Below are 13,489 nucleotides of genomic sequence, written 5' to 3' on the forward strand. Positions count from 1 at the left end.
TCTAATTTTCGTAATCTTAATAAACCTCTATAACTAATCTATAGGTTTCATTGTTGGGAATAGGATTACGTCTCTAATGGATGAAGAATTTGTTAAAAGCATTATCATTCTATCTATACCTATTCCTAGGCCACCCGTTGGAGGCAGTCCAACTTCAAGAGCATTTAGGAAGTCATAATCCATCATATGAGCTTCATCATCACCAGCTTCTCTTTGCTTAACTTGATCTTCAAATCTTCCTCTTTGGTCAATAGGGTCATTTAACTCTGAAAATGCATTAGCTATTTCCCAAGTGTTAACAAAGGCTTCAAATCTGTTAGTGATTGCTGGATTTTCAGGGTTCCTCTTAGATAGAGGTGACACTTCTACAGGGTGATGTAATACAAATGTCGGCTCAATCAGATCTTCCTCACAGAACTCTTCAAATGCAAGATTTACAAGATGCCCTCTTGTCATATGCTTTTCTACATCTAAATGTAGCTTATCCTTTGCAATCTTTCTAGCTTCTTCATCACTCTCTATAGAGTAGAAGTCAATACCAGTTTTTTGTTCAACTAAGTCATGCATTGATACTCTCTTCCAAGGAGGTTTAAAGTCTATTTCTGTACCTTGGTAGTTTACAACTGTGGTACCTAATGCCTTTTCTGCACAATAAGCCACTAAATTTTCAGTAATATCCATCATATACTCATAATCTTCATATGCCGCATATAATTCTATAGCAGTGTATTCTGGGTTATGCTTGATAGACATTCCTTCGTTTCTAAACATTCTACCCATTTCATAAACCTTATCGAATCCACCAACTATTAATCTCTTTAGATAAAGTTCATTTGCAATTCTCATGTACATATCTATATCAAGAGTATTATGATGAGTTATAAATGGTCTAGCAGTAGCTCCACCAGCAATAGTGTTTAGTATTGGAGTCTCTACTTCAAGATATCCTCTATTATCTAAAAACTCTTTTACAGCTTTAATTATCTTATTTCTCTTTATGAAAGTTTCTTTAACTTCAGGATTAACAATTAGATCAACATATCTTTGTCTGTATCTTAAGTCTTGATCCTTAAGTCCGTGCCATTTTTCAGGTAAAACCTGTAAAGATTTCGTAAGAAGCTTCACTTCATCAGCTCTTACTGATATCTCTTCCTTCTTTGTCTTAAACACTGTTCCTTTTATTCCTACTATATCTCCAAGATCATATGTACTAACTATGTCATATTCTTCTTCGCCAATAGCATCTTTTCTTACATATGATTGGATCCTTCCGTCTCTATCCAATATATCTAAGAAGCTAGCCTTACCCATAGTTCTTTTTGCCATGATTCTACCAGCTATTTGTACTTCTTTCCCTTCAAACTCTTCAAAGTTATCCTTGATTCCAGTACTAAACGCAGTTCTCTCATATTTTTCAATCTTAAATGGGTCTCTTCCCATATCCTGTAGCTTTTTAAGCTTATCTCTTCTTATCCTCAGTATTTCATTGAGACCTTGTTCTTCTGCCATGTATAATGCACCTCCAATTAAATTTTGATTTCAAGTACTTTATATTTTGTCACTCCGTCTGGAATTTGTACCTCAACTAGTTCTCCTACTTTTCTTCCAATTAGAGCTTTTCCAACTGGAGATTCATTAGAAATTTTAAGTTCATATGGATCTGCTTCAGCTGACCCAACAATTGTATACTCTACTTCTTCATCAAACTCTAGATCCATAACTTTTACAGTAGATCCAACGCTTACTATATCCTTAGATATTTCACTTTCATCAACAACTCTTGCCTTTCTTAGGATAGTCTCAAGCTTAGCAATTCGCTCTTCTAATTGAGCCTGCTCATTTTTCGCTTCATCATATTCAGAGTTCTCACTTATATCTCCAAAAGCAAGGGCTTGCTTTATTTTCTCAGCTACCTCTTTTCTCTTTACCGCTTTTAAATCGTCTAATTCATCCTCAATCTTTTTAAGACCTGCTTTAGTTAAAATTATTTCCTTATCAACCATTTATTTCATCTCCTTGTGATAAAATATTTAATTGAGCAAATTGCTTTTTCTCCTTAAATATAGACTTACTATCTTACTATAGAATATATTTACTCATAAACCTTTTCTTTTCCCAATACTTATCTCACCAACAGATATTTGAGAAAGGAAACTGCAGAAATCTTTTCATTCTATGGATTGTTACAAAGTCTTGCCATTAATACTATATATGTATATATGCCAATTAATTAACAATTTAAGGAAGATTTGAATGTTTTTGTTTTTCATTTACAAGTGCAAAATTTATAAGTTTTATTGTAAATACTATAGAGTTTTGAAATTAATAATTATGCAATTTTCTCAACTATAAAATTCATTGTTTTAGTGATTCTTATTTCCCTAATATATGTTATTTTGATAAAATTATTCTTCCATTTAAATATAAATCTAGTTCTTTATGTGTATCTAATATTATAAGCACTGAGCTCCAGTGCTTTTACTTATGCGCATTATTATAATGTAGTTGTAATTTATTGTCAAGTATATAGAGTTCATATAGTAAAACTTAATTTATTTATCCAAAAACAAAATAAATATTACAAATTTTTTCTTTAAATATGCATACTATAGAGCTTCCATATACATAAGCAAATCACATGATTTATTTTGTGATATTATAGAGCTAATGTGCTTAGAAGTTCTTCCATTTCTTCTCCGCTTGTAGCTTTATTTAAACTATTTCTAATCTTAGCAGAGTTTCTTACACCCTTTAAATACCATGCACAGTGTTTTCTCATTTCTCTTATTGCTACGTGCTCACCCTTTTCATTCATTAACATATGAAGGTGTCTTTTACACATATCTATTTTTTCCTTGGTCGTTGGAGGGTCTAAAACTTCTCCGGTTTTCATGTAGTGGGTTATTCTTTTGAATATCCAAGGGTTTCCTTGAGCTCCCCTAGCCACCATTATGCCATCACAATTGGTTATATTCTTCATTTCTTTAGCATCCATTACAGAAAATACATCCCCATTGCCGAATACCGGTATAGTAACGGCTTCTTTTACCTTCTTTATTATTTCCCAGTCAGCCTTACCAGTATAGAACTGTTCCCTAGTTCTGCCGTGAATTGATACTGCCTTGGCTCCATTTGCCTCTATTATTTTAGCCACTTCAACGGCATTTACACTATCATCATCCCAGCCCTTTCTTATTTTGACTGTCACAGGCTTTTCAGAGGCCTTTACTACACTCTTTACTACTCTTCCAAGTAATTCTGGATTTTTCATCAGCGCAGATCCATCTCCATTTTTCACAATCTTTGGGGTAGGACATCCCATATTTATATCTAATATGTCATGATTATGGTTATTTATTCTCCCTGCAACCTCTCCCATAATCTCTGGATCGCTTCCAAATATCTGAAGTGCAACTGGGCGCTCCTTTTCTTCAATTTTCATTAGCCTTTTAGTTTTTGGGTCATTGTAATATATGCCCTTGGCACTTACCATCTCTGTAAATACAATGCCACATCCAATCTCCTTACAAATCACTCTAAAAGTAAGGTCAGTAACTCCGGCCATAGGCCCTAAAGCAACTGGATTCTCTATCTCTACATTTCCTATTTTCATTATATCACCTGTTTTTTAATATATTATAGGACCTTATTAGAATGCTCGATTAGAAATCCTATTTCTAGCCTCAACATTGACTATTAAGCAGTGACCCCAGCTGTTGTACTCTATTCCTCTCTATTCATCTCATATATCAATCTTAAGCCCTCTAGGGTTAAGAATTTGTCTACATGATCTATTGTTTTTGATTCTGATGATATTAATGTTGCTAGTCCTCCTGTTGCTATTACCTTAACCTTTTTATTTTTTAATTCATCCTTCATTCTTTCAACTAAATAGTCAACTAAACCTACATAACCATAAATGATTCCCGACTGCATACTTTGAATGGTATTTTTACATATAACCTTTTTGGGCTTAGCAAGTTCTACCCTTGGAAGCTTAGCAGCTCTCTGGAATAGTGCATCACTGGATATTTTTATACCCGGTGAAATTACTCCGCCTAGGTATTCACACTTTTCCGATATAGCACAAAATGTAGTTGCAGTTCCGAAATCAACTACTACTAAGGGTCCACCATATTTATGAAAGGCTGAAACGGCATTTACTATTCTATCGGCACCAACCATTCTAGGATTATCATATTTTATATTTATTCCTGTCTTTATTCCCGGTCCAACTACAATGGCATCTTTATCACAAAATTTATAGGCCATATGCTGAAGAGAATACATAATAGTCGGCACTACCGAAGATATTATTACGTCAGTAACGTCCTTCAGGTCTAATCCTTCATATTTAAATAATTGATTTACTAGCATCCCGAGTTCATCGGATGTCTTTGATTTATCTGTAGACATTCTCCAATATCTTATTAATTCTTTATCCTTATATACACCTAATACAATATTTGTATTTCCAACATCAAAAGCTAACAACACTTCAATCACCTACTCGTCATTTATAATCATCTTAAGTATAATATCATTTTTCAAAAACCATATCAATAATAATACGGGGACTAATAACCTGTTATATCCTTCTAATTTTTCATTAAAAATCCTCTGAAAGAGATTAATGAGATTCTATTGGTTAAATACTATACATAATTATCTATTCCTCTTACAGATACTTCCCCAGATATAACATTTATTATTTCTCCGTCATCCTTTTTTATAACTAATTCTCCATTTTCAGTTATGTCTATGGCCTCTGCGATAATAGTTTCCTTTTTATTAATAATCCTTACTGTTCTTCCTACAGTAACTGATTTTTTCTTACAGATATCCACGGTGCTTTTAAGGCTTCCTGTATCGATGAAGTCATAGTATAGTTTTTCAAACTCTCTTACTATATTAATTACAATATCTTTTCTCGAAACCTCTGAGCCTAAAACTCTCTTTATAGATGTAGCTATATTACTTATTTCTTCAGGAAACTCATCTATGTTTACGTTTATTCCTATTCCTACTATTACATAATTTATATTGTTTAGTTCTGCATTCATTTCCGTCAATATTCCACATACCTTTTTATTATCAAGGATTATATCATTTGGCCACTTTATTCCTGTTTCGACACCTGTAACATTAGTTATAGCGTTTGCAACCGCTGCTGCAGTTATCTCCGTTATTTTTGCCGCTTCATTAGGATATATAGGTGGCCTTAATAGCATTGACATATAAACATTTGTCCCTGGCGGTGAGACCCATTGTCGTCCCAATCTTCCTCTTCCACCAGTTTGCTCTTCACCAAGTACTATCGTTCCTTCTACAGCACCATCTAAGGCTAGTTTTTTGGCATAATTATTTGTAGAGTCAATTTGCTGAAGGTAGTAAATACTATCACCAAGCCTATTTTCCTCAAGTTCTATTAAGAGCTCGTCCTTTGATAGGGTATCTGGCTCTTCAATAAGCTTGTATCCCTTTCTCGATATCGATTCTATTTTATATCCTTCTTTTTTTAAAACATTTATATATTTCCATATAGAAGTTCTGGTTACGCCTAGTTGATTACTTAAGTGCTCTCCAGATATAAAGCTATTCTTATTCTTTTTAAGGACTTCTAACACGTCTCTTTTCAACCTTAGCCCTCCATTTCTATACAAAACTCCCCTGTATTTGCATATCTAAATTAAGATTTGAGTAAAGACTTTAATTTTATAATAAACCTTCTTCATTTTATTCTTCAAAATTCAATAGACATCAAGTATTTGAAGACTTAAAATCAAAAAGATCTATTATTAAGTTCTAGGACTCTATTCTCACTCTTCTCAATTATATATTAAATTGAACCACATGTAAAAATAAAGTTTATGGCTGTAAAGACAATTTTTCAGGGCCTATATTGAGAGAAAAAAACAGGCATATAAGCCTGTTTTTTATCCAAATAGTGATAACAGTACCCCAGCTGCAATAGCCGAGCCTATAACTCCTGCAACGTTAGGTCCCATTGCATGCATCAGTAGGAAGTTTGATGGGTTTTCTTTCTGTCCTACTACTTGTGATACCCTTGCCGCCATTGGTACTGCCGATACTCCTGCTGAACCAATTAGTGGATTAACCTTTCCTCCTGTTAATTTACACATTAGTCTTCCAAATAATGTTCCTGTTGCTGTTCCTACACAGAAGGCTAATAATCCAAGTCCTATTATCATTAATGTTTGTACCTTAAGAAATTTATCGGCACTTGCTGTTGCTCCAACTGTTATTCCTAGGAATATTGTTACTATGTTTATTAATTCGTTTTGTGCTGTTTTAAGTATTCTATCTACTACTCCTGATTCTCTAAATAGGTTACCTAGCATTAGCATTCCTAATAACCCTGTTGCTGATGGCAGTAATAGAGCTCCAAGCAACGTAACTGCTATTGGAAATATAATTTTCTCTGTTTTTGTAACGACTCTTAATTGCTCCATCTTTATTTGTCTTTCTTCCTTTGTTGTAAGGGCCTTCATAATTGGTGGCTGGATTATTGGTACTAGTGCCATATATGAATATGCCGCTACTGCTATAGGTCCTAGTAGATGTGGTGCAAGTTTAGATGTTAGAAATATTGCTGTTGGTCCATCTGCTCCACCTATTATACCTATTGATGCTGCCTCTGGTCCTGTAAATCCTAATGCAACGGCTCCTAAGAATGTTGTAAATATACCAAACTGTGCTGCCGCTCCTAAAAGTAAACTTCTTGGGTTTGCTATTAGTGGTCCGAAATCCGTCATTGCTCCTACACCCATGAAGATAAGTGGAGGATATATTCCAAGCTTTACCCCTTGATATAGATAATATAATAAACCACCTAGCTGTTTTAAGTGGGGTAATCCATCTTTTCCTACTTCGTAAACTGGATAATCCATTAGTCCTGCTAATGGGATATTAGCAAGGAGCATTCCAAAGGCAATAGGGAGCAATAGTAAAGGTTCATATTGCTTTACTATAGCTAAGTAAAGTAGTATACAAGCTATACCTAACATTACAATGGCTTGCCATGTTAAAGCAACGTATCCTGTACTTGCGAAAAAGTTGTTAATCAGTTCTAAAAACATCCTGTATTCTCCCTCACTTTCATATTAAATTTTAATCCTATATTGTATGTTATCCTAGTACTATTAAAACATCTCCTGCATTTACGGATGCTCCCTTAGTAGCATTTACTGATACTACCTTTCCACCTGCCGGTGCCATTATTTCATTTTCCATTTTCATAGCTTCTAATATAAGTAGTACATCACCATTTGAAACTGTATCTCCTACATTTACCTTTATATCAAGGATTGTTCCTGGCATTGGCGCTGTTATAGTGTTTCCTCCTGCCGGTGCCGGTGCTGGCGCAGCCGCTGGCTTTGGTGCTGGTGCTGGCGTAGCTGGCTTTGGTGCAGCCGCTGGCGCTGCTGCTCTAGGAGCTGCTGCTGGTCTTGATACTGGAGCCGATTGTACTCCTCCTACTTCCTCTACTTCTACTTCATATGCCTTACCATTCACAGTTATATTAAATTTTCTCATTATTGTTCCTCCTTCTGCTCATATGGGATTTTCTATAACATTTTATTCATTTGATCAATTCTACCTGCTCTACCCCATGCTGGAGTTGCGTCCGGTAACCTCACAATATTCCTTACAACTATATTGTGGGTAGATGTATTTAAACTTGCAGCTACCGCTGCTGTAATTACTGCTACAAGCTCTTCATCATCTTCTTTTGCTGGTGCCGGGCTCTCTGGAGCTGCCTTAGGTCTAGGCTCAACCTTAACAGGAGCTTTTTTTGGTTCTTTATAGAATAACAGTTTCATCAAGTCCAACATAAAGGATAATGCTATTAGTGCAGCAAAGGTTACTCCCATACCTAGGGCTGTGATAAGTAATCCGTCTGCAAAAGTAATACTTTCACCAAACAATCTTCCCACCTCTTTTCCTATATTACTTTAGAGTCTGCCTATATTATTTTATAGTGGAATATTTCCGTGCTTCTTAGATGGTCTTGTATCTCTCTTAGAAGCTAACATATTAAATGCATCAACAAGTCTTGGTCTTGTAGTGCTTGGTTCTATTACGTCATCAACGAATCCTCTTTCTGCTGCTTTGTAAGGCGTTGCAAACTCTGCAGTATACTCGTCGATTTTCTTTTGTCTCATTGCCGCAGGGTCCTCTGCACCTGATATATCTTTTCTAAAGATGATATTTGCTGCTCCCTTTGGTCCCATAACTGCTATTTCAGCAGATGGCCATGCGATTACCATATCTGCCCCAAGGTCTTTTGAACACATAGCTAGATACGATCCACCATATGCCTTTCTTACGATAAGAGATACCTTCGGTACAGTCGCTTCACTATATGCATAAAGCATCTTAGCACCATGTCTGATGATTCCACCATATTCTTGATTAGTTCCCGGTAGGAATCCTGGTACGTCTATTATGTTAAGTAATGGTATATTGAAGGCATCACAAGTTCTTATGAATCTTGAAGATTTATCAGAAGCATTGATATCAAGACATCCTGCAAGTACCTTTGGTTGGTTTGCTATGATTCCTACTGTGCTTCCATTGATTCTTGCAAAGCAAGTAAGTATATTTTGTGCAAAGAAAGGTTGATATTCATAGAAGTCACCATCATCTACTATTAATGAGATAACATCCTTCATATCGTATGGCTTATTTGGATTGTCTGGAATAATTGAATCAAGTTCTGGTATGATTTTATTTATATCATCACTTGTTTCAAATACTGGAGCTGTCTCCATATTGTTTGATGGTAAGAAGCTAAGTAATCTTCTAATCTGTGCTATACAGTCTTCATCATTTGATGCTACGAATTGAGCCACACCACTTGTTCTATTGTGTGTCATAGCTCCACCTAGTGCTTCTGCTGACACTTCTTCTCCAGTAACCGTCTTGATAACCTGTGGTCCTGTTATGAACATCTGGCTAGTTTGGTCTACCATGTATATGAAATCAGTTAATGCTGGTGAATATACCGCTCCACCTGCACAAGGTCCCATGATAGCTGATATCTGTGGGATTACACCTGAAGCTATTGTATTTTTGTAAAATATTTTTCCGTATCCTGAAAGAGCATCTACTGCTTCTTGGATTCTTGCTCCACCGGAATCATTAAGTCCTACTACTGGTGCTCCTACTTTTAAAGCATTGTCTAACACTTTACATATTTTTGCTGCATGCATTTCTCCAAGAGAACCACCAACAACAGTAAAGTCTTGAGCATAGGCATAAACTAATCTTCCATCTACCATTCCGTAGCCTGATACTACACCTTCACCAGGAGCTTCTAATTTTTCCATTCCAAAGTTTGTACATCTATGAGTAACAAATGCATCAAGTTCTACAAAGGTTCCTTCATCAAATAGAAGGTTTATTCTTTCCCTTGCAGTAAGCTTACCCTTTGCATGCTGCTTCTCTATTCTTTTTGCTCCACCGCCTTCCATTACTTTCTGGCGGCGTTTACGTAAATCTTCTAATTTATTTACAGCCATTATTCTACCTCCTATTGCACATATTATAGGTAAGCAACATCAAGATCTGTGATCTCTTTTAAAGTTGCTTAATTTTATCTCTGCTGATTTTATTAGCTTAAAGTCCCTTAATTATCTTTCGCTAAGTTCAACTAACACACCGTGAGAACTCTTTGGATGCATGAACGCAATCTTAGCTCCACCAGCTCCGTATCTTGGCTTTTCATCGATCATTCTGAAACCCTTTTCCTTCATGTGTGCAATTGCTTCTTCGATATTTTCAACTTTGAAAGCTATGTGTTGGATTCCTTCTCCCTTTTTATCAATGAATTTAGCAATAGGTCCATCAGGTGAAGTTGATTCAAGAAGCTCTACCTCTGTATCTCCTACTGGTAAGAAAGCTACCTTTACCTTTTGTTCCTCTACAGTTTCTGTCCCATGAAGCTCTAATCCTAATGCTTCAGTATAAAACTTTAATGTTTCATCTAAATTTTTAACAGCTATCCCAATATGATCTACCTTTAAAACTTTCATTCTAGCTCCTCCTTCAATATTATTACTAATTTAATTAATCATTTATATATAATAGTACCAACCTTCATTGGTCACCTGCATCTGTCAACTGCCTAAGGTTGTAGCTTAAAGATTTACTTTAGCTTTTCAAATACTTGTTCACAAGCTGTGTAAGGATCAATTTTTCTGATCGCCACATCTTTTGCTAGTGAATCAATCATTTCTTCTTTATTAGATTTATCTAGTAATATACCCATAAGCTTTTGTTGAACTAAGTCAATTATTTCGTTTTTACTGTTCTTAGTTCTCCTAGCTTCTTTTTCTCCAGTATCTTCTAGGTAGTTCTTGTGTTCTTCTACATGGGCTAAAAGTTCCTCTACCCCTTTATTTTCTACTGCTACAACTAATTCAACCGGTGGGCGCCAATCTGCTTTGTTAAAGTCCAGCATCATGTTAATCTCTCTTGCTGTTCTTTTCGCCCCATCTCGGTCAGCTTTGTTTACTGCAAACACATCCCCTATTTCCATAATTCCCGCCTTAATTGCTTGTATATCGTCTCCAAGACCTGGAACCATTACCATAATAGTAGTGTCACAGCTTTTAACTATATCTACTTCTGATTGACCTACACCAACGGTTTCAATGAATATATAATCACAACCATAAATATCAAGTACCTTAACAGCAGCCTGAGTAGATTCAGATAAACCTCCAAGGTGACCTCTCGCTCCCATACTTCTGATGAAAACTCCACGGTCTAAGTTAAGATCAGACATTCTTACTCTATCTCCAAGTATTGATCCTCCTGTAAAAGGACTTGTAGGATCAACAGCAACAATACCTATCTTCTTATCCCTTTTTCTAAGGGCCTTAACAAGCTTATCAGTGAGTGTACTCTTGCCTGCCCCCGGTGGTCCAGTTATACCTATTACATAGGCATTACCAGATTTAGGATATAATTTTTTAAGGATTTTAAAGGCTTCTGGATCCTTATTCTCTAATAAAGTTATAAGCCTTGCAGCTGCTCTTTTATTACCATTCAGTAATTTTTCAGCAAGTTCCATTCGTATAACACCACCTATTTTGACAAAGTCAGTAATCTTGGACGATATAGGAGTCCAACGACACCTTTTTAGCTTCAAATTTCATGTTTCAAATTACAAGTACTTTAATCCATATTCAAATGGTTCTCTTGGAACTTGTAACATGAAACTTGGAACTTTATATATACTGGTAATAGGGTGAAACCCTATCACCAGTTATGTTTTATCTAAATTATGCTTTTACGTTTTCTTTAATGTAATCTATAGTAACTTGAGTTGGAGTACCAGGAGTAAATACTTCTGCTATTCCCTTTTCCTTTAAGAATGGGATATCTTCATCAGGAATAACTCCACCACCAACAACTAACATATCCTCAGCATCTTCAGCCTTTAAAAGCTCTACTACCTTTGGAAGTAAAGTGTTGTGTGCTCCTGATAATATACTCATTGCAACTACATCAACGTCCTCTTGAACTGCTGCACTTACTATTTGCTCAGGAGTTTGTCTAAGTCCTGTATAGATAACTTCCATCCCCGCATCTCTTAACGCTCTAGCTATAACTTTAGCTCCTCTATCATGACCATCTAGGCCCGGCTTAGCAACTAAAACTCTAATAGGTCTATCCATTAAATTTTCCTCCTTATCTTTAATAACGTGTTTCCTTACTTCTATCTATAAGTTAACAGATTGTTGATATTCACCAAATACTTCTCTCATTACTCCACAGATTTCTCCTAGAGTACCATAAACTCTAACAGCATCTAATATGAATGGCATTAGGTTGTCGTCACCTTCACATGCCTTTCTTAAAGCTTCTAATTTCTCTGTAACAGCATCGTTATCTCTTTCAGCTCTTAACTTAGCAAGCTTGCCTTTTTGAAGTTCTCCAACAGATGGATCAACTCTAAGAAGTCCCTTAGGAGCTTCTTCTTCGATTTGGAACTTGTTCATACCAACAACAATTCTCTCGTTAGATTCAACTTCTTTTTGATATTGATAAGCTGCATCCATGATTTCTTGTTGGATGTATCCCATATCGATAGCCTTTGGCGCTCCACCGATTTCGTCAATCTTCTTAATGTATTCCATAGCTTTGTCTTCGATTTCTTTAGTCTTAGCTTCGATGTAGTATGAACCAGCTAATGGGTCAACTGTATTTGTAACACCACTTTCGTATGCTACAACTTGTTGAGTTCTAAGTGCTACTCTTACTGAATCTTCAGTTGGAAGAGCTAATGCTTCGTCCTTAGAGTTAGTGTGTAATGACTGAGTTCCACCAAGTACTGCTGCAAGTGTTTGTATAGCAACACGAACTATGTTATTTTCTGGCTGTTGTGCAGTTAATGTAGATCCACCAGTTTGTGTATGGAACTTAAGTCTCATTGAATTAGCTTTCTTTGCTCCAAATCTTTCCTTCATGATCTTAGCCCATAGTCTTCTTGCTGCTCTAAACTTAGCAACTTCCTCTAATAGGTCATTGTGAGCATTGAAGAAGAATGAAAGTCTAGGTGCAAATGAATCTACGTCTAGTCCAGCTTTGATAGCAGCATCAACGTATGCAATACCATCAGCTAACGTGAATCCAACCTCTTGAGCAGCCGTTGAACCTGCTTCTCTAATGTGGTAACCTGAGATACTTATTGTGTTCCACTTAGGAACTTCCTTTGAACAGTATTCAAAGATGTTAGTGATAAGTCTCATTGATGGCTCTGTTGGGAATATATATGTTCCACGAGCTATATACTCTTTTAATATATCGTTTTGGATTGTTCCTCTTAATAGATCTGCGCTAACACCTTGCTTCTCTCCAACTGCTATGTACATAGCTAGTAATACTGATGCAGGTGCATTTATAGTCATTGAAGTACTTACTTTGTCAAGTGGTATTCCATCAAATAATAATTCCATATCAGCTAATGAGTCGATAGCAACCCCAACTTTACCAACTTCACCTTCTGATAATGAATGATCTGAGTCATAACCTATTTGTGTTGGAAGGTCAAATGCAACAGATAAACCCATAGAACCTTGCTCTATAAGGTACTTGTATCTCTTGTTTGATTCTTCTGCTGTAGCAAATCCAGCGTACATTCTCATTGTCCAAAGTCTTCCTCTGTACATTGTAGGCTGTGCTCCACGAGTGTATGGATATGCTCCTGGCATTCCTAAGTCTTCGTTGTAGTCAAGATTTTCAATGTCAGCTGGTGTATATAATCTGTTTACCTCATCACCAGATCCTGTGTAGAAATTCTCTTGTCTTTCTGGTCTTTTCTCTAATGATTGTTTAGTTTTTTGATCAAAGGCTTCATAGCCTTCTTTAATTTGGGTCATTTTTTCCTTATCAAACATCATTTTTCCTCCTTTTTTGATGTCTTTTTTAATATGCTGAGAATTATAATTTGAATACA

13 protein-coding genes are annotated in these 13,489 nt (G+C 35.9%); all 13 read right to left on the reverse strand.

The window, feature by feature from the left end:
• Positions 1-33 precede the first annotated feature (33 nt).
• The 13 genes from lysS to R9X47_RS14025 all read right to left on the reverse strand — a co-directional run bounded on the left by lysS (position 34) and on the right by R9X47_RS14025 (position 13,430).
• Complete coding sequence (gene lysS, locus R9X47_RS13965; protein ID WP_432667478.1) at positions 34-1,509, reverse strand: lysine--tRNA ligase; 1,476 nt, start codon at positions 1,507-1,509, stop codon at positions 34-36.
• A 17-nt stretch (positions 1,510-1,526) separates the two neighbouring features.
• The gene (gene greA / locus R9X47_RS13970) at positions 1,527-2,003 is read right to left on the reverse strand and encodes a transcription elongation factor GreA (protein ID WP_432667479.1); all 477 of its coding nucleotides are present in this window, start codon (positions 2,001-2,003) and stop codon (positions 1,527-1,529) included.
• A gap of 653 nt (positions 2,004-2,656) precedes the next feature.
• The gene (gene dusB, locus R9X47_RS13975; RefSeq protein ID WP_432667480.1) at positions 2,657-3,613 is read right to left on the reverse strand and encodes a tRNA dihydrouridine synthase DusB; all 957 of its coding nucleotides are present in this window, start codon (positions 3,611-3,613) and stop codon (positions 2,657-2,659) included.
• A gap of 110 nt (positions 3,614-3,723) precedes the next feature.
• Entirely contained in the window at positions 3,724-4,497 is a 774-nt protein-coding gene (locus R9X47_RS13980; protein WP_432667481.1) for a type III pantothenate kinase, read from the reverse strand.
• Positions 4,498-4,655: 158 nt separating this feature from the next.
• Positions 4,656-5,639, reverse strand: coding sequence for a biotin--[acetyl-CoA-carboxylase] ligase (locus R9X47_RS13985; protein ID WP_432667482.1), 984 nt, complete (start codon positions 5,637-5,639; stop codon positions 4,656-4,658).
• Between the two features lie 297 nt (positions 5,640-5,936).
• On the reverse strand, positions 5,937-7,100 hold the full coding sequence (locus tag R9X47_RS13990) for a sodium ion-translocating decarboxylase subunit beta (protein WP_432663319.1): 1,164 nt from the start codon (positions 7,098-7,100) through the stop codon (positions 5,937-5,939).
• Between the two features lie 49 nt (positions 7,101-7,149).
• A complete protein-coding gene (locus R9X47_RS13995; RefSeq protein ID WP_432667483.1) occupies positions 7,150-7,557 on the reverse strand; it encodes a biotin/lipoyl-containing protein in 408 nt (135 codons plus the stop codon).
• A 32-nt stretch (positions 7,558-7,589) separates the two neighbouring features.
• Complete coding sequence (locus tag R9X47_RS14000) at positions 7,590-7,949, reverse strand: OadG family protein (RefSeq protein ID WP_432667484.1); 360 nt, start codon at positions 7,947-7,949, stop codon at positions 7,590-7,592.
• Between the two features lie 48 nt (positions 7,950-7,997).
• Positions 7,998-9,548, reverse strand: coding sequence for a methylmalonyl-CoA decarboxylase subunit alpha (mmdA, locus tag R9X47_RS14005; RefSeq protein ID WP_432667632.1), 1,551 nt, complete (start codon positions 9,546-9,548; stop codon positions 7,998-8,000).
• A gap of 108 nt (positions 9,549-9,656) precedes the next feature.
• Positions 9,657-10,058, reverse strand: coding sequence for a methylmalonyl-CoA epimerase (gene mce / locus R9X47_RS14010; protein ID WP_432667485.1), 402 nt, complete (start codon positions 10,056-10,058; stop codon positions 9,657-9,659).
• A gap of 113 nt (positions 10,059-10,171) precedes the next feature.
• The gene (gene meaB, locus R9X47_RS14015; RefSeq protein WP_432667486.1) at positions 10,172-11,101 is read right to left on the reverse strand and encodes a methylmalonyl Co-A mutase-associated GTPase MeaB; all 930 of its coding nucleotides are present in this window, start codon (positions 11,099-11,101) and stop codon (positions 10,172-10,174) included.
• Positions 11,102-11,312: 211 nt separating this feature from the next.
• Complete coding sequence (locus tag R9X47_RS14020) at positions 11,313-11,708, reverse strand: cobalamin B12-binding domain-containing protein (RefSeq protein ID WP_432667487.1); 396 nt, start codon at positions 11,706-11,708, stop codon at positions 11,313-11,315.
• 45 nt (positions 11,709-11,753) lie between these two features.
• Complete coding sequence (locus R9X47_RS14025) at positions 11,754-13,430, reverse strand: acyl-CoA mutase large subunit family protein (protein ID WP_432667633.1); 1,677 nt, start codon at positions 13,428-13,430, stop codon at positions 11,754-11,756.
• Between the last annotated feature and the right edge of the window lie 59 nt (positions 13,431-13,489).

The sequence above is a fragment of the Wukongibacter baidiensis genome (assembly GCF_050888315.1).
In the GTDB taxonomy this organism is placed as follows: Bacteria; Bacillota; Clostridia; order Peptostreptococcales; family Caminicellaceae; genus Wukongibacter; species Wukongibacter baidiensis.